The organism is Verticiella sediminum (assembly GCF_007558815.1).
GTDB classification, from domain to species: domain Bacteria; phylum Pseudomonadota; class Gammaproteobacteria; order Burkholderiales; family Burkholderiaceae_B; genus Verticiella; species Verticiella sediminum.
On sequence record NZ_VLTJ01000039.1, the window covers coordinates 477,398 to 500,539 of the forward strand.

Consider the following 23,142-nt stretch of genomic DNA (forward strand, 5'->3'; position numbering starts at 1 on the left):
TCAGGCCTGGCGCCGAAAGTGCCGCGGACGAAAGCCGGCGAGGAACAGCACGAGGGCATACACCACGGCCCCGCCGGCCACCACCGCGAGCAGCAGGCCGACGCGCAGGCCGGGCTGGCTCTGCAGGGCCAGCCAGTCGATGCGCGTGTTGACCACGGCCAGCGCCGCGGCCATGGCGGCCACCGCGACCGCCAGGCGCAGGGTGAACAGCCCCCAACCGGGCGCCGGGCGGTAGATGCCCTTGCGCAGCAGCCCGACGAGCAGGGCGAACGCGTTGCAGCAGGCCGCCAGCCCGATCGACAGCGCTAGGCCGGCGTGGCCCAGCCACGGCACGAACAGCACGTTGAGCAACTGGGTCACGATCAGCACGCCGATGGCGATGCGCACCGGCGTGCGGATGTCCTGGCGCGCATAGAAGCCGGGAGCGAGGATCTTCACGGCGAGCAGGCCGGCGAGGCCGACCGCGTAGGCGATCACCGCGCGCATGGTCTGGCTCGCATCGGCTGCGGTGAAGGCGCCGTAGTGAAACAGCGTGGCCACCAGGGCGTCGGCCATCATGGCCAGCCCGGCCGCCGCGGGAATGCCGGCCAGCAGCATCATGCGCAGCCCCCAGTCGAGCAGGCCGCTGTATTGCCGGGTATCGCCCGAACCGTGCGCGCGCGCGAGGCTGGGCAGCAACACCGTGCCGAGGGCTACGCCGAGCAGGGCCGTCGGAAACTCCATCAGGCGGTCGGCGAACGACAGCCAGGTCACGCTGCCGGGAGTAAGCCAGGTGGCGATGTTGGTGTTGATGATGATGGAGATCTGGGCCACGGACACCCCCAAGGTCGCGGGCAGCATCTGGCGCAGCACGTGGCGCACGGTCGGGTCGCGCCAGGCCTCGCGTGCGCGCAGGCTCCAGCGCGGGGCGAGGCCCAGGCGCGCGAGGGCCAGCCACTGCACGGCGAGCTGAGCCACGCCGCCGGCCATCACGCCCACGGCCAGCGCATAGATCGGCGGATCGTAGCGATCGGCGAGCCAGAGCGCCGCCGCGATCATCGAGAGGTTGAGCAGCACCGGCGTGAAGGCGGGCACCGCGAAGCGCCGCCAGGTGTTCAGCACGCCGGAGGCGAAGGCCACCAGCGACATGCACACGATGTAGGGAAACATCATGCGCGTCATCCAGACCGCCGCGGAGAAATCTTCGGCGCGCGCGGCGTCGCGCATGCCGGTCGCCATCGCGCTCACCACCCAGGGCGCGGCCACGATGCCCAGCGCGGCCACCAGCATCAGGGCGAGCGTGAGCAGCAGCGCGACGCGATCGAGCAACTGGCGGACCGCGGCCTCGTCGCGCTGCTCGCGTGCCGCGCCCAGGATCGGCACGAAGGCTTGCGAGAAGGCGCCTTCGGCGAACAGGCGGCGCAGCAGATTGGGAATGCGAAAGGCCACCCAGAACGCGTCGGTGAGCGGACCGGCGCCAAAGGCGCGGGCGATGAGCACGTCGCGCGCGAGGCCCGTGATGCGGGAAAGGAGGGTGAGACCGCTGATGGTGGCGGTCGAGCGCAGCAGACCCATGAGGCTGTCGGAGGGCGGTCCAGGAGAAGTCCGGTGCAATGCCGGCCCGGCGGCGGCACCCCTGGGGCGGGCCGGGCCAGCGTGCACCGGGAAAAAAGACGCCCGCTAGCGAGCGGGCGTGGGCGGCAGTGTAGCGCGACGCACGCCGACTGCGTACTGCCAGGCGGCGTGCGTCCCGGCTTACTTGGGCTGCATGCGGATGGCGCCGTCCAGGCGGATGGTCTCGCCATTGAGCATGTCGTTCTCGATGATCTGCTTGACGAGCTTGGCGTAGTCGGCAGGCGTGCCCAGGCGCGAGGGGAAGGGCACGCTGGCGGCCAGCGAATCCTGCACTTCCTGGGGCATGCCGAACATCATGGGCGTGCCGAAGATGCCGGGGGCGATGGTCATGCAGCGGATGCCGGCCTTGGACAGATCGCGCGCGATCGGCAGGGTCATGCCGACCACGCCGCCCTTGGAGGCGGCGTACGCCGCCTGGCCGATCTGGCCGTCGAAGGCCGCGACCGAGGCGGTGTTGATGAGCACGCCACGCTCGCCGGTGGGCTCCGGCGCGTTGGTGCTCATGGCCTCGGCGGCCAGGCGGATCATGTTGAAGCTGCCGACCAGGTTGACCATGATGGTCTTCTGGAAGAGTTCCAGCGGGTGCGCGCCGTTCTTGTTGACCGTGCGCGCCGCCGGCGCGATGCCGGCGCAGTTGACCAGGCCGAAGAGGGTGCCGACGTCGGTGGCCTTGGCGAGCACCGCCTTGCCGTCGGCTTCGGAGGTGACGTCGCAGTGCACGAACGTCTGGCCCAGTTCCTGGGCGAGCTTCTGGCCGGCTTCGTCCTGCACGTCGGCGATGACGACCTTGGCGCCGTTCTCGACCAGCATGCGCACCGTGCCGGCACCCAGGCCCGAAGCCCCGCCGGTCACGATGAATACCTTGTTGGCGATTTCCATGTCCCTATCCTTGTCGTGGCGACCCCGGGCGTGCCCGCACCGGGCCGCCCGGGACATCTCATGCGGATGATTATTACTTGAGCGCTTCGAACAGGCGGCGCTTGATGTCCTCGACGCTGCCGACGCCGGAGATGCGGCGGTACTGCGGCGCCTTGGCCGGTTCGGCCCGGGCCCAGTCCTGGTAGTAGTCGATCAACGGGCGCGTCTGGTCGCGATAGACCTCGAGGCGCTTGCGCACGGTTTCCTCGCGGTCGTCGTCGCGCTGCACCAGGGGCTCACCCGTGACGTCGTCCACGCCCGCCGCCTTGGGCGGGTTGTGTTTCTCGTGATAGGTGCGGCCGCTGGCCAGGTGCACGCGGCGCCCGCTCATGCGCTCGATGATCTCTTCTTCGGGCACATCGACCTCGACGACGTAGTCGATCGCCACGCCGGCTTCCTTCATGGCCTCGGCCTGCGGGATGGTGCGCGGAAAGCCGTCGAAGAGGTAGCCGTTCTGACAATCGGGTTCGCGCAGACGATCCTTGACCAGGCCGATGATGATGTCGTCGGGCATGAGGCCGCCAGCGTCCATCACCTTTTTGGCTTCGACGCCAAGCGGCGTGCCGGCCTTGACGGCGGCGCGCAGCATGTCGCCCGTGGAGATCTGCGGGATGCCATAGTGTTCGCGCAGGAAGGTAGCCTGCGTGCCTTTGCCCGCACCGGGCGCGCCAAGAAGGATGAGACGCATAAATGAAGATCCTGATTGCAGTTGCGCGGATGTGATCGGAAAGAGCTAGGCAGCCGCGCCTGTCCCTTTTTTATTCTTCCAACCGTTATTTTTACGACCGTTAAGAATTACATAACGACATGTTGCCGGTCAAATCATGTTTTTTCATCCGGCCACATCATTCGGCCGTAACGCGATCAGGCGCCGCCGCCGGCCTGCGCCTGCAGCAACGCACGCACGCGTTCCAGATCCTCGGGCGTGTCCACGCCGGGTGCAGGGGCCGCATCGGTCCGGTGTACGCGAATGACGTGGCCGTGCTCGAGCGCGCGCAACTGCTCCAGGGCTTCCCAGCGTTCCAGGTGGCCCGGCGGCAGCCCGGGGAACACCCGCAGGAAGGCCACGCGGTAGGCGTACAGGCCGATGTGGTGCAGCGCGCCCAGGCCGGGCGCCAGGCGCTGCGCGCCGTCGGCCAGCGCGTCGCGGGCCCAGGGGATGGGCGCTCGCGAGAAATACAGGGCGCGGTCGCGGGCGTCGCACACCACCTTCACCGCATGGGGCGAGAACAGCGTGTCGGCGCGGCCCACCGGGTGGGCCGCGGTGGCGATGCTGGCTTCTGGATCATCGGCCAGCGCCTGCGCGACCGCGGCGATCAGGGCGGGCTCGATGAGGGGCTCGTCGCCTTGCACGTTGACCACGATGGTCTGCTCGGGCAGCCCGAGCAGGGCACAGGCTTCGGCAAGCCGGTCGGTGCCGGTCGGATGTTCGGCGCAAGTCAGCACGGCCTCGTGGCCGTGGGCGTGCACGACATCGCGGATCTCGGCGCTGTCGGTGGCCACGACCACGCGCGCGGCCCCGCTCAGGGCGGCGCGCTGGGCGACCCGCACCACCATGGGCAGGCCGGCGATGTCGACCAGCGCCTTGCCGGGCAGGCGCGTGGAGGCGGCACGCGCGGGGACCATGGCGATCCAGCCGGCAGCGCTCACGGCGTGTCCGCGTCGACGATGCGGGTGCCCGCCGGTTTGTACTCGCGGGCCTGGTCGACCAGCATGACGGGGATGCCGTCGCGGATGGGGAACGCCAGGCGATCCGCCTTGCAGATGAGTTCGTTGCCCGTATCGTCGCGATGCAGCCGTCCCTTGCAGATCGGGCAGACGAGGATGTCAAGCAGGCGTTTGTCCATGAGGGGGAATATCCAGTGGTAGCTGTGCACGGGCGGCGAGCAGGCGGCTGTGCAGCCAGTCGACGAAGCCGGGGTCGGTCAATCGGGCCGAAGCGCTGACCGCCCACAGCCGCGGGTCGTGCAGATGCCGGCATTTTACGGCGTCTTTCTCGGTGAGCAGCACCGTGTCGGCGGCAAGCCCGGCAAAGGGGTTGGCGGTGTAGTCGTAGTGATCGGGCAGGCTCAGCGTGATCGCGAGCGGCACGCCGGCCGCACGCAGGCCCGCGAAAAATCGCTCGGGACGGCCGATGCCGGCCGCCGCGGCCACCTTGCCGGCGCCGGCCGCGAAATCGGCCAGCGCGGCCCGGCGTCCATCCACGAGGCGGGTCGCCTCGTCCGGAACCACGTGCATGCCGGTCTGCCGGGGCCCGTGCGCCGGCACGTGCGCGGCCGAACCCGCGTTGACGACGATGGCGTCCACGCTGTCGCGCACCGCGGCCGACTCGCGCAGCGGCCCCGCGGGCAGGACCCAGCCGTTGCCGATGCCGCGTTCGTCCTCGACCAGGATTTCCACGTCGCGCGCCAGCGCCCGGTGCTGCAGGCCGTCGTCGCTCAGCAGCACGTCCACCTCGGGATGGGCGGCGAGCAGCGCCTGGGCGGCGCGCGCGCGCCGGGGGTGCACGGCGACCGGCACGCCGGCGCTCGCGGCGATCAACGCAGGCTCGTCGCCGAACAGGCGCGGCTCGAGTTCGCCGGTGCCGACCCGGGCTTGTTCGCCCGATCGGGCGCCGTAGCCGCGGCTGAGCACGCCGGGATGCCAGCCGCGCTTGCGCAGCGCCTGCACGAGCGCGAGCAGCAGCGGCGTCTTGCCGGTGCCGCCGACGTAGAGATTGCCGACCACGACGACCGGTACGGGCGCGCGGTAGCGGTGCGCCGGGTCGGCGAGATGGCGCTGGCGCTTCGCATCGGTGTGGCGCCGGACCAGCGCCGAGAGGGGGTACAGCATGTGTGCCAGCAGGCCGCGCCGCAGCCAGGCGCGTTGCACGGCGTCGGCCAGGGCGGCGCGTGCGCGCGCGTTCATGGTGCGCTTTGCCGGGTGCCGAAGCTCAGCCGGGCGAGGCCGGCCAGCCTTGCGGCCTGCATGACGTCGACCACGCTCTGGTGGTTGGCCTGGGCGTCGGCATACACGACCACCAGGCTGTCCGGCCGGCCGCCGGCGGCCGTGCGCAGGGCTTGCGCCAGGGCCTGGACGCCGGCCGCCTGCGGCTGGCCGTCGAGCAGGTAGCGCCCGTCGGCGAACACGGTGATGCCGATCTCCGGCGCCGGCGCCTCGCCGGCCTGCGCGGCCGCGGGCAACTGGATGCCCAGTTCGCCGAAGCGGGTGAAGGTGGTGGTGGCGGTCAGAAAGATCAGCAGCACCAGGAGCACGTCGATCAGCGGGACGAGATTGATCTCGGGCTCGTCCCGCGGCCGCTGCAGGCGATGGAACTTCATCCGGCCACGCCCTTGTCGTTGGGACGCAGCGCATCGAGCAGGCGCGCGCCGGCTTGTTCCAGCGCGAGCACGTACTCGCTGACGCGGGCGCGGAACCAGCGCTGGAAGATCAGCGCCGGGATCGCGATCAGGATGCCCAGCGCGGTGTTGTACAGTGCGATCGAAATGCCGCGCGCGAGCTGGGCGGGGTCGCCGCCGGTGGGCGACCAGCCGCTGAAGATCTCGATCATGCCGATGACCGTCCCGAACAGGCCCATGAGCGGCGCGACCGCGGCGATGGTGCCGAGCGCATTGAGGTAGCGTTCGAGTTCGTGTGCGATGCTCCGCCCGGCGTCTTCCATGGCCGATTCGAGCCGCGCGCGCGGCAGGTGGCGGGCACGCAGCCCGCTGGCGTACAGTCTGCCCAGTGCGCTGGATCGTTCCATGCGCGCAAGCGCGTCGGCCGGAATCTGCGGGCGCGTGGCGAGCAGGCTGGCCTCGCTCAGCAGGTCGGCCGCCAGCACGCGCGAACGGCGCAGGGCGAGCAGCCGCTCGATGATGAGCGCGAGCGCGATGACCGAGGTGGCGAGCAGCGGCCAGATCGGCCAGCCGGCGGCTTGGATGATGGACAGCATGGGCAGGGGCGTCGAGGCGTGGACGACGCCGAAGTGTAGCGGGTCTGCCGGCGCGGTGCGATGGTTGCCCTTGCGTCCAGACTATCCACATTTTCTGTGGATAAGGCTGTGGGGAAGCCCGCCGTGCCGCGTATTTCCTGGCCTCGCCGGCGCTGACGCTTTTGCGCGCACCTCGAAACGGTCCAGATTCAGAAGAAAAATCAACGGGTTATATAAGATTTCCGATTTATGACAAGCATGGTCCTTGACATCCAGGTTTTGCGCCGCTGTGGAAAGCTTCTTGCCGGGAGAGCCCGATGAACCCTGGCTATTCGGACACCAGGGTGGCGCCGGAGCGTCCGCTCAGCGTGTCGGCACTGAATCGCGCGGTGGCCGGTGTGCTCGAGCAGGGCGTGGGGCCGGTGTGGGTCACGGGCGAGGTGTCCAACTTCATGGCCGCCGCCTCCGGGCACTGGTACTTCACCTTGAAGGACGCGGGCGCGAGCGTGCGCGCCGTGATGTTCCGCGGCAAGGCGGTCAGTGTCGGCTTCACGCCGCGCGCCGGCGACAAGGTCGAAGTGCGGGCGCGGGTCACGCTGTACGAGCCGCGCGGCGACTATCAGTTGCAGGTGCAGGCCATGCGCCGGGCCGGGCAGGGCGACCTGTTCGAGGCCTTCCTGCGCCTGAAGGCGAAGCTGGCGGACGAGGGCCTGCTCGATGCCGCGCGCAAGCGCGTGCCGCCGGCCATGCCGCGCGCCATCGGTGTGGTGACCTCGCTGCACGCCGCTGCCCTGCGCGACGTGCTCAGCACACTGGCGCGCCGGCTGCCCCATGTCTCGGTGCTCGTTTACCCGACCCCGGTGCAGGGCATGGAAGCGCCGCCGGGCATCGTTGCCGCCCTGGAGCGCGCGAGCCGCCGCGGCGAGGTCGACGTGATCCTGCTGGTGCGCGGCGGCGGCAGCATCGAAGACCTGTGGGGTTTCAATCATGAGGCGGTGGCCCGCGCGGTCGCGGCCAGCCCCGTCCCGGTGATCTGCGGTGTCGGACACGAGTCGGATTTCACCATCGCCGATTTCGTGGCCGACGTGCGTGCGCCCACGCCCACTGCCGCCGCCGAGCTGGCGGGCGTGCCGCGCGATAACCTGTGGCAGACGGTGTGCGCGCATGCCTGCGCGCTGCAGGCGGCCCAGGAGCGCCGGCTGGAGCGGCTGGCCCAGCGGCTGGACCGCGCCGCTGGCCGCCTGGTGTGGCCCGGCCAGCGCCTGGCGCACCAGCGCGAGCGGCTCGAGGCCTGGACGCGGCGCCTGCGCCAGGTTCAGGCATGGCGTCTGGCGCAGTGGGTGCAGCGTGTCGAACACGGGCGGGCGCGCCTGATACCGCCCACCCAGCGCGTGGAGCGCGGCCGCGAACGCCTGGAGAGCCTGGTGCGCCGCTTGCAGCGAGCACAGGCATGGCGGCACGCCGATCTGCAGCAGCGGCTCGTGGCCACCGGGCAGCGCCTGCGGGTGCTCGGGCCGCAGGAGACGCTGGCGCGCGGCTATGCGATCGCGCGCGACGACTCTGGCGCGGTGGTGCGCAGCGCGAGCGCTTTACGCGATGGGCAGCGCCTGTCGCTGGACTTCGCCCAGGGCGGCGCGGACGTCACGGTGGAGGGCACGCGCGGCTGACGCAAGGGGGCGACCTGCGCTGCCCGCACCCGGAGTCCGGCGTGCTTGGTGCGTCGGGCCTCAAGCCATGTGCGGCTCCAGGCCCGGGTCCATGGCGCGCGTTGACCAGGCCGGCTCAGCGCATGGGAATGCCGCGTATCGTGGCACCCGGCTTGAGCCCGCGCTTGTCGAACCAGCCGGCGTTCATCTCCAGCGCCGTGCGCACGGGTTCGGTGGAGCAGTGGCTGGTCTCGGTCTGCGGCGCCATGTCTTCGATGTTCACGATGGTGCCGTCGTCGCGAAGAAAGGCGACCGACAGGGGAATGAGCGTATTGCGCATCCACATGCACTGCGTGCCAGGCTGGCGGAACATGAACAGCATGCCGCGGCTGTCCGGCAGGGATTCGCGGTGCATGAGGCCGGTCTGCATCTCCTGGGGCGTGGCGGCCACCTCGGCTTCGATCCGGTACATGCCTGCCGTCAGTGCGATGACGGGAAGCTCCGGCCCGTTGGCGCGGGCCGGAGCGAGGCTGGCACAGGCGAGGCCGAGTGCGAGCGCGGCCCGATACAACCCGCGGCTCATGCGGCGGCGGTGATGTTCAGTGCCTGCTTGCCCTTGGGCCCCTGTATGACTTCGTACGCCACACGCTGACCTTCCTTCAGTGTCTTGAAGCCGGTCATCTGGATGGAAGAGAAGTGGGCAAAGAGATCTTCGCCGCCGTCATCGGGGGTGATGAAACCAAACCCCTTGGCGTCGTTGAACCATTTGACGGTGCCGGTGGCTTTAGGCGCGCCCGGGTTGGCGGACGATACACTGGATACTTCAGACATTGACTTGCCTTTAGGCTTGGTGGCGGGAAGAGTTGTTACGGCTGCGAGTGTGCGGCCGGATGAGCATGCGATGTGCCCGCGCAAATCATCGAAGGGTGCGGCACCGACGTCAACATGGGATTACCCGAGCCCGAGGTCTGCACGAATCTCGCAGAAATTGTTCGACACCCACTACACACCTCGGAAAATTTGGTCTATAATTGCTTTCTTTCTACGGCGCATTAGCTCAGTTGGTTAGAGCGACGGAATCATAATCCGCAGGTCCGGGGTTCGAGTCCCTGATGCGCCACCAGAATTCTTTGCGTTTAGTATGCGTCAGGCCATTGCGCTCGTAAAGTAGCCGGGCTATCTCTGCAGTGGCAGAGGTTATATGGCGGAATCGAGCGCTTTATATATTGAACGGCTGTTCGACGTAGGTTGTGCCGGAACCGCCATCGGCCGACAGTGTAAGCCCCTCATCGAGGGGCTTTTTTGCGTCCGCGTGTTTTTCGTTCCCGCTGCGCTTACCCCGTTCACCACTTCTTCCAAGGGCCGGCCGCGCGCAGCCAAGCCAGCCCCGTTGGGACGGCCTGCGGCGGGGCCGTTCCCAATGAGAGCCGACAAGCTGGTATCCCGGTCAGTGGCTGAGCATCAGCGGCACCGGGCAATCCTTCAGCAGGGCGCTGGTGAAACCGCCGAAAACGAGCTGGCGCAGCCGCGAATGCGCGTAGGCGCCGATCACCAGCAGGCCGGCGTTGCTCGACGTGGCGTGGTGCAGTAGCTGCTGCGCCGCATCGCCCTGGGCCGTCAGTTCGCGGGCCGCGGCGTTGACTCCGTGGCGCTGCAGGTACGGCACGATGTCCTTGGCGTGGGCGCCTTCGGCGAGCTCCTTGTCGCCCGTGATGGTGACGACTTCCACCTTGCCGGCGCCCTTGAGCAGCGGCAGGGCGTCATGCAGGGCGCGCGCGGCGGGCGAGGTACCGTCCCAGCCGACGATCACGGTGTCGAGCGACGCCTGGCTGGCACTGGGCGGCACCACGATCACCGGCCGCGCGGCGTAGAACATGACGTCGATGAGCAGCTCGCGCTCCATGCCGCTGGCGTCGGGCGCAGCGTCGATCACGGTGACGTCGTTCAGGCGGGCCCGCGCCTGAACCTTCTCGCGCACTTCGGGCAGGGCGGCGGCGATGATCCGGACATCGGCGGTGACGCCGGCGGCCCGGGCGGCTTCCTGCAGGGTCTGTTCGGCCTTCTTGGCTGCGGCGTCCTGGGCCTCGTTGTCGTGGCCCACCACGTTCTTGACCAGCGAGGCGCCGAACACGTTGGGTACGGAGCGGTGCTGCACCGCCACCAGCGCCTCGATCTGCGCACCGGAGAGCGCGGCGAGAGAGGTGGCCCACTGGCACGCCGCAGCCGAGCGCGGGGTGTCGGGGTCTTCGTCGGCAAAGCGGTACGTCAGAATATTCTTAGGATAGTCGAGGGGCATTGCACGATCTCCGGGTACAAGAAGGCTCTGCGAACGAAGGTCCGCGCTGGAGTTATATCAGATCGCGCCGGCCTGCATCGGTTCCCGTTGGCAGGCGGGCTCGCGCGCAGCGTGCCGGCGTTGGTGCGATAATCGGCCGCGTCCCCCGTCATCCAGCCGGCACACGACCGGCTTTGCTCCTATGTCCGGCAGCACCCTAGGCAAGCTCTTCTGCGTCACCAACTTCGGCGAATCGCACGGCCCGGCGATCGGGTGTGTCATCGACGGCTGCCCGCCCGGTATGGCCCTGGACGTGGCCGACATCCAGCGCGAGCTCGATCGCCGCCGTCCGGGCACGTCGCGCCACGTCACGCAGCGCCAGGAGCCCGATGCGGTCGAGATCCTGTCCGGCATCTACGAAGGCAAGACCACCGGCACGCCGATCGCGCTGCTCATCCGCAACCAGGATGCGCGCAGCAAGGACTACAGCAACATTGCCCGCACGTTCCGCCCGGGTCATGCGGACTATGCCTACTGGCACAAGTACGGCATCCGCGACCCGCGCGGCGGCGGCCGTTCGTCGGCGCGCCTGACCGCGCCCACCGTGGCTGCCGGGGCGCTCGCCCGCAAGTGGCTGGCCGAGCGCTATGGCGTGCGCATCCGCGGCTGCATGACCCAGCTCGGCGACGTCGCCATTCCCTTCGAGGATTGGCGCCACGTCGGCGAGAACGCCTTTTTCGCAGCGAACGCCAGCATCATTCCCCAGCTCGAGTCCTATATGGACGCGCTGCGCAAGAGCGGCGATTCGGTCGGCGCGCGCATCCACGTCGAGGCCGAAGGCCTGCCGCCCGGCTGGGGCGAACCCCTCTACGATCGCCTGGACGCGGACCTCGCGCACGCCATGATGGGCCTGAACGCCGTCAAGGGTGTGGAGATCGGCGCCGGCATGCTGAGCGTCTCCCAGCGCGGCAGCGAGCACGGCGACGAGATCACGCCTGCCGGTTTCCTGTCGAACAACGCGGGCGGCATCCTGGGCGGCATCTCCAGCGGCCAGCCGGTGACGGTGAGCCTGGCGATCAAGCCCACCTCCAGCATCCGCACGCCGCGCCAGTCGGTCGACCTGGACGGCGCGCCGGTCACCGTCGAGACCCACGGCCGGCATGATCCCTGCGTCGGCATCCGCGCCACGCCGATCGCCGAGGCGCTGCTCGCCCTGGTGCTGATGGATCACGCGTTGCGCCACCGTGCGCAGTGCGGCGACGTCCAGGTGCCGGGCCGCGTGCCCGGCAGCGTGGCCTGAGCATAGTGAAGGAGATGATGATGGTGTTGCGAGCCGGTATCCGTATGCTTGCGCCCTTGGCGCTCGTGAGCGCAGTGGGTTGCGCGGCGGTCCAGACCACCAGCAGCGGCGAGGTGGGCATTGAACGCAAGCAGTACATGAGCGCTCTGGTGTCCGAGGCGCAGGTCGAGCAGGCTGCGGCGCAGCAGTACGCCGAGACCCTGCAGGAGGCGCGCACCAAGGGCGAGCTCAATCGGGACACGGCGCTGCTCACCCGCGTGCAGGGCATCGCCAAGCGGGTCATCGCGCAGGTGCCCGCGTTCCGCGCCGACGCAGCGAACTGGCAGTGGCAGGTCAACGTGATCGACAGCGACGAGGTCAACGCCTGGTGCATGCCGGGCGGCCGGATCGCGGTCTATACCGGGTTGGTCAAGACGGTCACACCGACCGACGACGAGCTTGCCGCCGTGATCGGCCACGAAATCGCCCATGCGCTGCGCGAGCACACGCGCGAGCAGATGTCGCAGCAGATGGCCGCCAACCTGGGGCTGTCGGTGCTCGGCGCTGTCACCGGCAGCCAGGCCACGGCCGACCTGGGCAACACGCTGTCGACCGTGATGTTCACCCTGCCCAACAGCCGCCAGGCGGAAACCGAGGCCGATGCCATCGGCCTGGAGCTGGCGGCGCGCGCGGGCTACGATCCGCGGGCCGCGGCCACGCTCTGGCAGAAGATGGCGGCGCTGGGCGGCGGCCAGGTCGAGTTCCTCTCCACCCACCCCTCGCCGGCGAGCCGGATCGCGGACCTGCAGCAGCGCGCCGAGCGCCTGATGCCCGTCTACCAGCAGGCGAAGGCGACGCGCTGAGCACGTCGACCCAGCGCTGGCCGCGTCGTATCATGGCGGCGGACGAGGCGGCGCCAGGCCGCAGCGCCCGGCCGTCGACGCGCTACGCGCGCGGCCGCTTCAATCAACGCATAGGATTTGATTCATGAAGATCGAGCGACTCGGCGCAGGCAAGCGCATGTCCGAAGTGGTGGTGTTCAACAACGTAGCCTATCTGGCCGGCCAGGTGCCCGAGGATGGCACGCTGGACATCGCGGGCCAGACGCGTCAGGTGCTGGACGCGATCGACAAGCTGCTTGCCGAAGCGGGCACCGACAAGACCAAGCTGCTCTCCACGCAGATCTTCCTGGCCGACATGGGCGATTTCGCCGGCATGAACAGCGTCTGGGACGCCTGGGTCGCCCAGGGCAACACGCCTGCCCGCGCCACCGTCGAGGCCAAGCTCGCCAATCCCGCCTTCAAGGTCGAGATCGTCGTCACCGCGGCGATCGTCTGAGCCGGCGCGCGCCGCCCGCGCGGCGTCTTCCTTCGCAGGTGGTGCGGCTGCTACAGCAGCAGGCCGGCGGCCAGCGTGCCGCCGATCTCCCCGCATTGCGCGAGCACGTCCGGCGCAACGGTCTTGGGCGCGAGGATCGCCTCGGGTGTCTGGGCGCCGTTGCGATACACGAAGGGCGGGGCGGCTGCGCGCAGCCGCCAGCCACTGGCGATGCGCTCGACCTGCCGGCGCGCGCCTTCACCGTCGGTGCCGGCGGCGATCATCACCGCGTAGGCACGCCCGGCGATGGCGTCCAGTACCGCGTAGTAGTTTCGATCGAAGAACGCTTTCATCTCGCCGCTCAGCGTGGCCAGGTTCTCCGGCGCACAGAAGAGATAGGCGTCGGCCTCCAGCAGGCTGTCCGCCTGCACCTCGTCGGCAGCCAGCAGATGCACGTCCAGCGCCTCGTCCATGGCGTCGGCGGCCGCGTGCGCGCCGTCCGCGGCGGCCTGCGCCATCTGCCTGGCCGCGCCGGTGCGCGAATGCCACACGATGAGCAGGCGCGGCGAACGGGATTGGAGACTCATGGCGTTCCGTGTTAATTAACCAGGAGCCGGCAGGGGGAGGTGGACTCCGCCTGGGCAAGTGCGGCATCGGCAATGCGCTGCCGCCCGTCGGGAGACAAGGTTGGACAGTTGGCAGTCATGGTACCAAAGCAGCCGCCAGCAGCGCGCGTTGCTGCGCTGGGCCGCGCAGGGGCACCTGGATGCCGCCGGGCTCCGGACGGCGCGGGCATGGGTGGGCGATCCTCCCGGCGCTGCCGACTGGCGACGCTTCTGGCTCGCCCTGTGCGGCTGGCTCGGCGTGTGTCTGATCGCCGCTGCCGCCGTGACCTTCTTCGCGGCGAACTGGTCGGCCATGGGCCGCTTTGCGCGGCTCGGTCTGGCCGAGGCGGCGCTCGTGCTCGCCGCGGCGGTGGCCTTCTGCGCGGGGCGGCGCTGGCCGGTGCTCGCATCCCTCGCGCTCTGGCTGGCTTGCGCCCTCATCGGTGTGCTGCTGGCTCTCATTGGCCAGGTCTACCAGTTGGGGGCCGATCCCTGGCAACTGTTCGTGCTCTGGGCCGCGCTGATGCTGCCCTGGACGTTCGCCTCGCGCCAGGCCGCGACCTGGCTGCTGTTCGCCGCGGTCGCCGAGATCGGGCTCTGGCTGTGGGCCGACACGCATCTGCACGGCACGGTATTCGCCGTGGCGTTTGCCGCCGGCAATCTGCTCGGGCTCGCCGCGTGGGAGGTGGCCCGCGGGCGGCTGGCCTGGCTCGCGGGGCGCAACGCCGGTCCGCGCCTGATCGTGCTGGCCCTGCTCACCGGCGTCAGCGTACTGGCCTTGCCGAATTTCCTGGTCCGCGCGCATGGCGGCTGGAGCTGGCTGGTCTGGCTCGGCTGCTGCGGGGGGCTGCTGCTGTACTTTCTCCGTGCGCGCCGCGACCTCGTCATCCTTGCGCTCGTGCTGCTGAACGTGATCGTGATGGTGACCGTACACCTCGGCGTGCGCGTGCTGGACACCACCAGCGACGTGGTGGCCTCCGCCACCATGCTGGCGGTGCTGGTGCTGGCGCAGGCGGCCCTGGCGGCAAAGTGGCTGCGCAGCCTGGGCGGTAACGGGGCCGAGCCATGAGCGGTCCGGCCGACAGCGGGCATCTGCGCGAGGCGCTCCAGGCCCGGGGGTGGTGGCACGGCGCTGCGCCCGAGGGCGAGGTTGCGTGGTACGTGCGCCTGGTGCAGGGTGTGGCTGCGTGGCTGGCCGCGTGCCTGCTGCTGCCGCTCTTCGCCCTGATCTTCAACGACGTGCTGGGTGAGCCGCAGACCGCCCTGGGGCTTGCCGTGGGCGGTTGCGTCGTCGGCTGCGCGCTCATGCGCGCCGGCCGCGGCGGTGTGTTCGTGCCGCAGCTCGGGACGGCGGTGGTCCTTGCGGGGCTGGCGGTGGCCGTGGGTACCTTGTGGGATGATGCCTGGGGCTGGTGGGCCGTGGCGGCCTTGGCCCTGGCCAGCTACGTCGCCGGCCCGGTCTACGTGAACCGCCTGCTGTGCGGCCTGGTTTTCGCGCTGGCCTTTCTGATGATCACCATGGCGGGCGAGCGTTTCACCTGGGGCCTGCCCAACCTCGCCGCGGGTAGCGCCGCGCTGATGGTCTGCACCGCGCTGCTCTGGCGCAGCGAAGCCTGGCTGCCGCCGCGCTGGGCCGCCGGCCTGGAGCCGGCCGCCTGGGCCGCAACCTTCGCCAGCATAGTGGCGCTCTGGTTTTTCGACGGCCTGCCGGGCGGCATGGCGCCGGAGGAGTTCGCTGCGCTGTCCCGCGTGCGGCTGTGGGCGGGCGCTGCCGCCGGTGTGCTGCCCCTGCTCGCCTGGGTCGCCGTGACCTTCGTGCCCGAAGCCCGTTACGCAGCGCCGCCCGGCGCGCGCGCCCGGGTCGTGGTGGGTGCGATGCTGCTGCTGCTCATCCCCGTCTTCGTGACGGCACCGGGCATTGCCCTGGGCGTCACGCTGCTCGTGCTGGGTGTGGCGCATTCCCGGCTGGTGCTGATGGCGGTCGGGCTCGCCACGGTGCTGTCCTGCCTGGCCAGGTACTACTATCTGCTGCACCTGCCGCTGCTCGAAAAATCGGGCTGGCTGGCCGTGGCGGGATCGGTCGTGCTGGTCGCGGGCATGGTGCTGGCGCGCATCCCCTGGCGTGACGCCGCACGTTCGCCGCAGGGCAACGGGGAGGGCCGGCCATGACGGCAGGGCGCAATACGCAGCGGGCATCCGCGGGCGGCCCCCGGCGCGGCTGGCGGGCGTGGGTACTCGCCGGGTTGCTGCTCGTGCTGGTGGTGGCCAACGCCGGCATCTGGCGCAACGAAGCCATCCTGCGCACCGGCCAGGTGGTCCTGCTGCAGCTTGCCCCGGTCGACCCGCGTTCGCTGATGCAGGGCGACTATATGGCCTTGCGCTTCGCGCTGGAGGCCGAGATCGAGGCGGTATTGCAGCGCGGCGGCGGCGGTGATCAAGGTCGGGAAGCCCCCGCGCCGGCCTATGCCGTGCTGGCGGTCGATGCCGATCGCGTCGCAACATTCCAGCGCCTGCAGTCCGGCGCTGTCCCTCTGCTTGACGGCGAGGTTGCGTTGCGGTATGAGTGGCGCCATGGCCGTGTCGATGTCGCTCCCGGCGCCTTTTTCTTCGAAGAAGGCAGGGGCGCGTATTTTGCTGCCGCCCGGTATGGGGAATTGCGCATTGCACCGGACGGGCGGGCGTTGCTGAGCGGCCTGCGCGACGCAGACCTCGCACCGCTATAAAATCCAGCCCCCGGCGCCCGCCAAGAGCGGGCGCTGCCCAACTTTCGGAGTTTGTACCGTGAAGCAGATCACCGCCATCATCAAGCCGTTCAAACTCGACGAGGTGCGCGAAGCGCTGGGCGAGATCGGCGTCAACGGCCTGACCGTCACCGAAGTCAAGGGTTTCGGCCGCCAGAAGGGCCATACCGAACTGTATCGCGGCGCCGAGTACGTCGTCGATTTCCTGCCCAAGGTCCGTATCGAGCTGGTGATTTCCGACGGGCTCGTCGAGCAGGCCTGCGAAGCCATCATCAAGGCCGCCCACACCGGCAAGATCGGCGACGGCAAGATCTTCGTGTCGCCCATCGAGCAGGTCATCCGCATCCGTACCGGCGAAACCGGCGACGACGCCGTCTAGTTGCGAGCGGGCTCGGAGCCGCACGCCTTCGGCACGGCCCCGATGCGGTTCGATACCAGGTTTCTTGCGCCGGTCGGCCAGACGTCGGCCGGGGCCGGGCCTGCCCGCTGCGGGCAGGCCCACAGAACGCTGCGCGCCCGGCCCCATGCCGGGCGCATTCGCATTGTCCGCGGCGAAGCAGCCGAGACGCCCAAGAGCTTGCCTTGAGCCAGGCGATCCTCAGGGGCTCGCCTTGAGCAATGCCAGCACCACACCGGCGCCGCCATCGTTGGGGCGGGCCTCCACGAAGGCCAGCACCTCGTCCTTCTGCGTGAGCCAGCGGCGCACTTTCTCCTTGAGCACCGGCGTGCGGTTCACCGAACCCAGGCCTTTGCCGTGGATGATGCGCACGCAGCGCTGCTCGCGGCGCACGCAGGCGCGCAGGAACTCGCCCAAGGCGTCGCGCGCCTCGTCCACGCGCAGGCCGTGCAGGTCGATCTGTGCGGACACGGTCCAGTGCCCGCGTCGCAGCCGCCGCACGACGTCCGGCCCGAGGCCCGCGCGCCGATGCGAAAGGGTTTCGTCCGATTCCAGTAGCCATTCGGCGCCGTACTCGTCCGACACGCTCTCGCGCAGCACGGCGTCGTCGTCGGCCCAGCGTTGCAGGGGCAGGGCAGGCGGCGGGACAAGCGAGCGCTCGGCGCGTCCGTTCGGCTTGAGCGGCGTCACCCGGCCGACGGCGCGGCGGAACATGTCGGCCTCGCGCTCGCGCCGCGCCTCGTCGTGCCGCTGACGGGCGGCGGCCTCGGCCTCGGCGCGGCGTCGGGTCTGCAACTCGCGCTGCATGCCCTTGAGCCCCGCGAACGCCGCGTTCAGCGGCGGGGGCGGGGCGTGGCCGGCGGGCGCCGCCGTGGCCGCCGGTTTACGCCGCTTTTTCATTCTCCAGCCAGCGCTGGGCGTCCAGCGCCGCCATGCAGCCGGTGCCGGCGCTGGTGATGGCCTGGCGATAGACGTGATCCTGCACGTCGCCGGCAGCGAACACGCCGGGCACGGAGGTCATGGTCGCCATGCCCTGCAGGCCGCTGCGGGTGACGATGTAGCCGTCCTTCATCTCGAGCTGGCCCTCGAAGATGCCGGTGTTGGGCGTGTGGCCGATGGCCACGAACACGCCGTCCACGGCGATGTCCTTGGACTCGCCCGAACGGTTGTCGCGCAGCCTGGCGCCGGTCACGCCGGTGTCGTCGCCCAGGACTTCGTCGAGCTCGTGGAAATACGCGAACTTGACCTTGCCTTCGGCGGCCTTCTCCTTGAGGTGATCGACCAGGATGGGCTCGGCGCGGAACTTGTCGCGGCGATGCACCACCGTGACGGTGCGGCACAGGTTGGTGAGATACAGCGCTTCTTCGACCGCCGTGTTGCCGCCGCCGACGACGGCCACGTCCTTGTTGCGGTAGAAAAAGCCGTCGCAGGTCGCGCAGGCCGACACGCCCTTGCCCATGAACGTCTGCTCGGACGGCAGGCCCAGATAGCGCGCCGAGGCGCCGGTCGCAATGATCAGCGCGTCGCAGGTATAGGTGCCGGAATCGCCCACCAGGCGCAGCGGGCGCTCGCCGAGGTGGACGGTGTGGATGTGGTCGAAGATGATTTCCGTGTTGAAGCGTTCGGCGTGCCGCTGGAAGCGCTGCATCAGGTCCGGCCCCTGCACGCCGGCGAAGTCGGCCGGCCAGTTGTCCACTTCGGTGGTGGTCATGAGCTGCCCGCCCTGGGCGACGCCAGTGATGAGCACGGGGTTCAGGTTGGCCCGCGCGGCGTAGACCGCCGCGGTGTAGCCAGCGGGACCGGAACCGAGAATCAGAACCTTGGCGTGTTTCGGTGTGGACATGGAGACGAATACCTCGGGGCGGTGAAAGTCGATTCGACCATTATAGAAAAGTGCGGACGAGCGCTTGGCGCGGCAGGCGAGGCGAATCGCATGTAACGGGAAGTCACGCTTGCTCGACCGTGATACAGGCGGGCACTCTTATAATCGTCGGATGGCTCGACCTGCATCCGCTTCCTCGCGCGCTTCGCGCAACACCCGCAACAATGCGCCCCCTGCGTCGGGGCTGCCTTCCCGTCTTTCCGCTCTGCTGCGCGAGGCGCGCTGGCTGGTGTTCGCGACGCTCGCCGCCTGGCTGGGGCTGGTGCTTGCCAGCTATCACCCGGCCGATCCCGGCTGGTCGCATGCGGCGGTGGTCGAGCGCATCCACAATCACGGCGGCAGGCTGGGCGCCTGGATGTCGGACATGCTGCTCTACCTCTTCGGCATGTCGGCCTGGTGGTGGGTGGTGCTGCTGCTGCACCGCGTGCGCGCGGGCTACCTGCGTCTGGTCGAGCTGCTCAGACACCCCGGCCAGCCGGAAGTTCTGCCCCGCGTGCGTTGGGAGCAGGCCGTGGGCTTCGTCCTGCTGCTGCTGGGCTCGGTCGGCATCGAGGCCTTGCGGCTGGGCTCCTATGGCCAGGATCTGCCCGCCGGCAGCGGCGGCGTGATCGGGCAGGCGCTGGCGGCCTATGTGCACCGCATGGTCGGTTTCACCGGCGGCACGCTCACCTTCCTGGTGATGCTGGCCGTGGGTCTGAGCCTGTTCTTCGGGTTTTCCTGGCTCGCCTTGTCCGAGCGCCTCGGGCGCCGCGGCGAGGCGCTGCTGGCCTGGATCACCCAGAGCTACGATGCCTGGCAGGATCGGCGCGCCGGCGTGCTGGCCCAGGCCGAGCGTACTGAGCAGGTGGTGGTCAAGCAGGAGAAGCTCACCCACGAGCAGCCGGTGCGCATCGAGCCGGCCATCACCGAAGTCGCGGCTTCCAAGCGGCAGAAGAAGGAGCGCGAGCGCGAACGCCAGCCCGAATTGTTCGTGAGCCCGCGCGACGGCACCAGCCTGCCCGCGCTCAGCCTGCTCGACGAGCCGTCGGCCGCGCAGGAGATCATGCCGGCCGAGACGCTGGAGTTCACCTCGCGCCTCATCGAGAAAAAGCTGGCCGATTTCGGCGTCGAGGTCACCGTCATAGCGGCGCAGCCCGGGCCGGTCATCACGCGCTACGAGATCGAACCGGCCGTCGGCGTCAAGGGCAGCCAGATCGTCAACCTCGCCAAGGACCTGGCGCGCGCGTTGAGCCTGGTGAGCATCCGGGTCGTCGAGACCATTCCAGGCAAGAACCTGATGGGCCTGGAGCTGCCCAATCCGCGCCGGCAGACGGTGCGCCTGTCCGAGATCCTGGGCTCGCAGGTCTATCACGCCAGCCATTCCGTGCTCACGCTGGCCCTGGGCAAGGACATCGCCGGCAACCCTTCCGTGGCCGACCTGGCCAGGATGCCCCACCTGCTGGTGGCGGGCACCACCGGTTCTGGCAAGTCGGTGGGGATCAACGCCATGATCCTGTCCTTGCTCTACAAGGCCGACGCCAGCGAAGTGCGTCTGATCCTGATCGACCCCAAGATGCTCGAAATGAGCGTCTACGAGGGCATTCCGCACCTGCTCGCACCGGTGGTCACGGACATGCGCCAGGCGGCCAACGCGCTGAACTGGTGCGTGGCCGAGATGGAGAAGCGCTACAAGCTCATGAGCAAGATGGGGGTGCGCAACCTGGCCGGCTACAACGTCAAGATCAACGATGCGATCAAGCGCGAGGAGCCCATCCCCAACCCGTTCTCGCTCACGCCGGACAATCCCGAGCCGTTGGGCACGCTGCCCATGATCGTGGTGGTCATCGACGAGCTTGCGGACCTCATGATGGTGGTCGGCAAGAAGATCGAGGAGCTGATCGCCCGGTTGGCGCAGAAAGCGCGCGCGGCGGGCATCCACCTCGTGCTCGCCACTCAGCGTCCGAGCGTGGACGTGATCACCGGCCTCATCAAGGCCAACATCCCCACCCGCATCGCCTTCCAGGTGTCGTCCAAGATCGATTCGCGCACCATCCTCGACCAGATGGGCGCCGAGGCGCTGCTCGGCCAGGGCGACATGCTCTACATGCCGCCGGGCACCGGCCTGCCGCTGCGCGTGCACGGCGCCTTCGTGTCCGATGACGAGGTGCACCGCGTGGTCGAGCGGCTGAAGGAGCAGGGCGAACCGGACTACATCGAAGGCCTGCTCGAAGGCGGGGACGCCGATGCCGGCGAGGGCGGCGTGGCCGGCGGTCTTGCCGATGCCGAGGCCGACCCCATGTACGATCAGGCGGTCGAAGTCGTGCTCAAGACGCGCCGGGCATCGATTTCGCTGGTGCAGCGGCACTTGCGCATCGGCTACAACCGCGCCGCGCGCCTGCTCGAGCAGATGGAGCAGGCCGGCATGGTTTCGCCGATGCAGTCCAACGGCAATCGCGAGATCCTGGTTCCCAATCGGGAAGAGTGATCCCGCGCCTCCTGAGAGGGTTTGCATGAGTCTCACCGAGTCTTTCATGGCCCGGCGCCGCGGCGCCGTGCGCGCCATGGCGATACTGGCGCTGGCCGCTGCGCCCGCCCTGGCGGGCTGGTCCGCCGCCCGGGCGGCCGCGCCCGCCGACGCCGCGGGCCAGTTGCGCGCCTTCGTCAAGGACGTGCGTTCGGCCTCGGGCAGCTTCACCCAGGTCACGACGGGCGCGCAGGGCGCGGGCGGCGGCCAGCAGCAGGCCGGCAGCTTTGCCTTCCAGCGTCCCGGCAAGTTCCGCTGGGCTGTCGAGCAGCCCTACGAGCAGTTGGTGGTGTCCGATGGCCAGCAGCTCTACCAGTACGATCCCGATCTGGCCCAGGTCAGCGTGCGCGCGGCCGAGGCCGCCATCGGCAACGCCCCGGCGCAGGTGCTGTTCGGTTCGGGCTCCATCGACGCCTCCTTCAAGCTCGAGCCCTTGTCCGCCCGCGACGACCTGGCCTGGCTGCGCGCCGTGCCGCTCACCAGCGAAGCCGGTTTCAGCCACATGGACATCGGCTTTGCCGACGGGCTGCCCATGCGCATCGAACTGCTCGATGCGTTCGGGCAGACCACGCGCATCGAATTCACCACCATCCTGCCCAATCCGGACCTGCCTGCCGGCGCCTTCGAGTTCGCGCCGCCGCCGGGTACGGACGTGGTGCGGATGTAGGCGGACGCCGCCGTGGAAGCCGATCTTTTCAAGGGGCAGGGCGGCGGTGCGCATGTGCCGCTCGCCGAGCGCCTGCGTCCGCGCACGCTGGACGAGGTGGTCGGCCAGGCGCACCTGCTCGGCGAAGGCAAGCCGCTGCGCGTGGCGTTCGCCTCCGGCCGTCCGCACTCCATGATCTTCTGGGGCCCGCCGGGCGTGGGCAAGACCACGCTCGCGCGCCTTATGGCCGACGGGTTCGACGCCCAGTTCCTTGCGATCTCCGCGGTGCTCGGCGGCGTCAAGGACATCCGCGATGCGGTGGTTGCGGCCGAGGCGGCGCGCGCCCGCGGGCGGCGCACGATCCTGTTCGTCGACGAGGTGCACCGCTTCAACAAGGCCCAGCAGGACGCCTTCCTGCCCTACGTGGAAAGCGGTCTGTTCACTTTCATCGGCGCGACCACCGAGAACCCGTCCTTCGAGGTGAACTCCGCGCTGCTCTCGCGCGCCCGGGTGTACGTGCTGCAGCCGCTCGGCACGGACGAGCTGCAGGAACTCGTCGGCCGCGCCATCGACGCCTACAACGCCGGCGCCGAGCAGGAGGGTGCGTCGCCGCTGGGGATCACCGACGACGCGCGCAGCCAGCTCGCCGCCTGGGCCGATGGCGATGCCCGGCGCGTCATCAACGCGGTCGAGGTCGTCGCCGAGGCGGCGCGCGGCGCCCAGCGCACCGAAGTCGACGCCGAATGGCTGGAGGTGGCCCTCTCGCAGAACCTGCGCCGCTTCGACAAGGGCGGCGACGCCTTCTACGACCAGATCAGCGCGCTGCACAAGTCGGTGCGCGGCTCCGATCCCGATGCCGCGCTGTACTGGTTCGTGCGCATGCTCGACGGCGGCGCCGACCCGAAATATCTCGCGCGGCGCATCGTGCGCATGGCCTGGGAGGATGTCGGGCTGGCCGACCCGCGCGCCATGCAGCTCGCCAACGACGCCGCCGCCACCTACGAGCGCCTGGGTTCGCCCGAAGGCGAGCTCGCGCTCGGCCAGGCCGTGATCTATCTTGCCGTGGCGGCCAAGAGCAATGCCGGCTACAACGCCTTCAACCAGGCTCGCAGCTTCGTGCGGCAGGACGCGTCGCGCGAGGTGCCGCCGCACCTGCGCAATGCGCCGACCAAGCTCATGAAGGCGCTGGGCCATGGCAAGGCCTACCGGTACGCGCACGACGAGCCGCATGGCTATGCGGCCGGCGAGACCTATCTGCCCGAAGGCATGGCCCCGCCGAACTGGTACCGCCCGGTGTCGCGCGGGCTGGAGGCCAAGATCGCCGACAAACTCGCGTTCCTGCGCCAGCTCGACGAGGACGCGCGCAAGCCGCGCTGAACCGCGGGCCGTACCCGGACGTGGGCGCG

General features: G+C 69.6%; 25 protein-coding genes and 1 tRNA gene. 12 read left to right on the forward strand and 14 right to left on the reverse strand.

Features of this window, described 5'->3' with window-relative positions; all coding sequences use genetic code 11:
• The 8 genes from murJ to FOZ76_RS21690 form a co-directional block, all read right to left on the reverse strand.
• Nucleotides 1-1,554 (reverse strand): murein biosynthesis integral membrane protein MurJ, encoded by a 1,554-nt coding sequence (murJ, locus tag FOZ76_RS21655; RefSeq protein ID WP_143950345.1) that lies wholly within the window; start codon nucleotides 1,552-1,554, stop codon nucleotides 1-3.
• A 180-nt stretch (nucleotides 1,555-1,734) separates the two neighbouring features.
• Entirely contained in the window at nucleotides 1,735-2,493 is a 759-nt protein-coding gene (locus FOZ76_RS21660) for a 3-hydroxyacyl-CoA dehydrogenase (protein WP_143950346.1), read from the reverse strand.
• 73 nt (nucleotides 2,494-2,566) lie between these two features.
• Nucleotides 2,567-3,220 (reverse strand): adenylate kinase, encoded by a 654-nt coding sequence (gene adk, locus FOZ76_RS21665; RefSeq protein ID WP_143950347.1) that lies wholly within the window; start codon nucleotides 3,218-3,220, stop codon nucleotides 2,567-2,569.
• A 176-nt stretch (nucleotides 3,221-3,396) separates the two neighbouring features.
• Entirely contained in the window at nucleotides 3,397-4,158 is a 762-nt protein-coding gene (gene kdsB, locus FOZ76_RS21670; RefSeq protein WP_143950695.1) for a 3-deoxy-manno-octulosonate cytidylyltransferase, read from the reverse strand.
• 20 nt (nucleotides 4,159-4,178) lie between these two features.
• Entirely contained in the window at nucleotides 4,179-4,379 is a 201-nt protein-coding gene (locus tag FOZ76_RS21675; RefSeq protein WP_143950348.1) for a Trm112 family protein, read from the reverse strand.
• Complete coding sequence (lpxK, locus tag FOZ76_RS21680; protein WP_143950349.1) at nucleotides 4,360-5,439, reverse strand: tetraacyldisaccharide 4'-kinase; 1,080 nt, start codon at nucleotides 5,437-5,439, stop codon at nucleotides 4,360-4,362. Before lpxK ends, FOZ76_RS21675 begins: the two co-directional genes overlap by 20 nt.
• Nucleotides 5,436-5,852, reverse strand: a complete 417-nt coding sequence (locus FOZ76_RS21685) for an ExbD/TolR family protein (protein ID WP_143950350.1) — start codon at nucleotides 5,850-5,852, stop codon at nucleotides 5,436-5,438. Before FOZ76_RS21685 ends, lpxK begins: the two co-directional genes overlap by 4 nt.
• Nucleotides 5,849-6,466: a MotA/TolQ/ExbB proton channel family protein gene (locus tag FOZ76_RS21690; RefSeq protein WP_143950351.1), complete on the reverse strand. Its 618-nt coding sequence runs from the start codon at nucleotides 6,464-6,466 to the stop codon at nucleotides 5,849-5,851. The genes FOZ76_RS21685 and FOZ76_RS21690 overlap by 4 nt, the downstream gene beginning before the upstream one ends.
• 296 nt (nucleotides 6,467-6,762) lie before the next feature.
• Here FOZ76_RS21690 and xseA point away from each other — a divergent pair, with 296 nt between their 5' ends.
• On the forward strand, nucleotides 6,763-8,112 hold the full coding sequence (gene xseA / locus FOZ76_RS21695) for an exodeoxyribonuclease VII large subunit (protein ID WP_143950352.1): 1,350 nt from the start codon (nucleotides 6,763-6,765) through the stop codon (nucleotides 8,110-8,112).
• 115 nt (nucleotides 8,113-8,227) lie between these two features.
• Here the strand turns inward: xseA and FOZ76_RS21700 are convergent, their stop codons facing one another.
• Complete coding sequence (locus FOZ76_RS21700) at nucleotides 8,228-8,674, reverse strand: DUF192 domain-containing protein (protein ID WP_143950353.1); 447 nt, start codon at nucleotides 8,672-8,674, stop codon at nucleotides 8,228-8,230.
• Complete coding sequence (locus FOZ76_RS21705; protein ID WP_143950354.1) at nucleotides 8,671-8,922, reverse strand: cold-shock protein; 252 nt, start codon at nucleotides 8,920-8,922, stop codon at nucleotides 8,671-8,673. The genes FOZ76_RS21700 and FOZ76_RS21705 overlap by 4 nt, the downstream gene beginning before the upstream one ends.
• Nucleotides 8,923-9,137: 215 nt before the next feature.
• Here FOZ76_RS21705 and FOZ76_RS21710 point away from each other — a divergent pair.
• A tRNA-Met gene (locus FOZ76_RS21710) sits at nucleotides 9,138-9,214 on the forward strand.
• Between the two features lie 324 nt (nucleotides 9,215-9,538).
• On the opposite strand, the gene FOZ76_RS21715 is transcribed toward FOZ76_RS21710, so the two are convergent.
• Nucleotides 9,539-10,387 (reverse strand): universal stress protein, encoded by an 849-nt coding sequence (locus FOZ76_RS21715; protein ID WP_143950355.1) that lies wholly within the window; start codon nucleotides 10,385-10,387, stop codon nucleotides 9,539-9,541.
• A 181-nt stretch (nucleotides 10,388-10,568) separates the two neighbouring features.
• Here FOZ76_RS21715 and aroC point away from each other — a divergent pair, with 181 nt between their 5' ends.
• From aroC to FOZ76_RS21730, 3 genes are all read left to right on the forward strand, one after another.
• Nucleotides 10,569-11,666 (forward strand): chorismate synthase, encoded by a 1,098-nt coding sequence (gene aroC, locus FOZ76_RS21720; RefSeq protein ID WP_143950356.1) that lies wholly within the window; start codon nucleotides 10,569-10,571, stop codon nucleotides 11,664-11,666.
• 14 nt (nucleotides 11,667-11,680) lie between these two features.
• Nucleotides 11,681-12,508, forward strand: coding sequence for a M48 family metallopeptidase (locus FOZ76_RS21725; RefSeq protein ID WP_425473334.1), 828 nt, complete (start codon nucleotides 11,681-11,683; stop codon nucleotides 12,506-12,508).
• Nucleotides 12,509-12,632: 124 nt separating this feature from the next.
• Nucleotides 12,633-12,983, forward strand: a complete 351-nt coding sequence (locus FOZ76_RS21730; RefSeq protein ID WP_143950358.1) for a RidA family protein — start codon at nucleotides 12,633-12,635, stop codon at nucleotides 12,981-12,983.
• Nucleotides 12,984-13,033: 50 nt separating this feature from the next.
• On the opposite strand, the gene FOZ76_RS21735 is transcribed toward FOZ76_RS21730, so the two are convergent.
• A complete protein-coding gene (locus tag FOZ76_RS21735) occupies nucleotides 13,034-13,549 on the reverse strand; it encodes a flavodoxin family protein (protein ID WP_143950359.1) in 516 nt (171 codons plus the stop codon).
• 100 nt (nucleotides 13,550-13,649) lie between these two features.
• Between FOZ76_RS21735 and FOZ76_RS21740 the strand changes: the two genes are divergently transcribed.
• The 4 genes from FOZ76_RS21740 to FOZ76_RS21755 all read left to right on the forward strand — a co-directional run bounded on the left by FOZ76_RS21740 (nucleotide 13,650) and on the right by FOZ76_RS21755 (nucleotide 16,687).
• On the forward strand, nucleotides 13,650-14,636 hold the full coding sequence (locus FOZ76_RS21740) for a DUF2157 domain-containing protein (protein ID WP_170235569.1): 987 nt from the start codon (nucleotides 13,650-13,652) through the stop codon (nucleotides 14,634-14,636).
• Nucleotides 14,633-15,736, forward strand: a complete 1,104-nt coding sequence (locus FOZ76_RS21745; protein ID WP_143950361.1) for a DUF4401 domain-containing protein — start codon at nucleotides 14,633-14,635, stop codon at nucleotides 15,734-15,736. The genes FOZ76_RS21740 and FOZ76_RS21745 overlap by 4 nt, the downstream gene beginning before the upstream one ends.
• Before the next feature lie 83 nt (nucleotides 15,737-15,819).
• Nucleotides 15,820-16,290: a GDYXXLXY domain-containing protein gene (locus FOZ76_RS21750; RefSeq protein WP_246129732.1), complete on the forward strand. Its 471-nt coding sequence runs from the start codon at nucleotides 15,820-15,822 to the stop codon at nucleotides 16,288-16,290.
• Nucleotides 16,291-16,348: 58 nt separating this feature from the next.
• Nucleotides 16,349-16,687 carry a P-II family nitrogen regulator gene (locus tag FOZ76_RS21755; RefSeq protein ID WP_143950363.1) on the forward strand — a complete coding sequence of 113 codons (339 nt, stop codon included), beginning with the start codon at nucleotides 16,349-16,351 and terminating at the stop codon, nucleotides 16,685-16,687.
• A gap of 219 nt (nucleotides 16,688-16,906) precedes the next feature.
• Here FOZ76_RS21755 and FOZ76_RS21760 read toward each other — a convergent pair whose 3' ends face one another.
• Both FOZ76_RS21760 and trxB read right to left on the reverse strand, forming a co-directional pair.
• Entirely contained in the window at nucleotides 16,907-17,605 is a 699-nt protein-coding gene (locus FOZ76_RS21760; RefSeq protein ID WP_143950364.1) for a Smr/MutS family protein, read from the reverse strand.
• Nucleotides 17,589-18,548 (reverse strand): thioredoxin-disulfide reductase, encoded by a 960-nt coding sequence (gene trxB, locus FOZ76_RS21765; RefSeq protein ID WP_143950365.1) that lies wholly within the window; start codon nucleotides 18,546-18,548, stop codon nucleotides 17,589-17,591. Before trxB ends, FOZ76_RS21760 begins: the two co-directional genes overlap by 17 nt.
• Before the next feature lie 151 nt (nucleotides 18,549-18,699).
• On the opposite strand from trxB, the gene FOZ76_RS21770 reads away from it, so the two are divergent.
• Genes FOZ76_RS21770 through FOZ76_RS21780 form a run of 3 tightly spaced genes read left to right on the forward strand, consistent with a single transcriptional unit; the run spans nucleotide 18,700 to nucleotide 23,113 of the window.
• Entirely contained in the window at nucleotides 18,700-21,051 is a 2,352-nt protein-coding gene (locus FOZ76_RS21770) for a DNA translocase FtsK (protein ID WP_143950366.1), read from the forward strand.
• A gap of 25 nt (nucleotides 21,052-21,076) precedes the next feature.
• On the forward strand, nucleotides 21,077-21,757 hold the full coding sequence (lolA, locus tag FOZ76_RS21775; protein ID WP_246129693.1) for an outer membrane lipoprotein periplasmic chaperone LolA: 681 nt from the start codon (nucleotides 21,077-21,079) through the stop codon (nucleotides 21,755-21,757).
• Nucleotides 21,758-21,769: 12 nt separating this feature from the next.
• Nucleotides 21,770-23,113, forward strand: a complete 1,344-nt coding sequence (locus FOZ76_RS21780) for a replication-associated recombination protein A (protein ID WP_143950367.1) — start codon at nucleotides 21,770-21,772, stop codon at nucleotides 23,111-23,113.
• The last annotated feature ends 29 nt before the right edge of the window (nucleotides 23,114-23,142 follow it).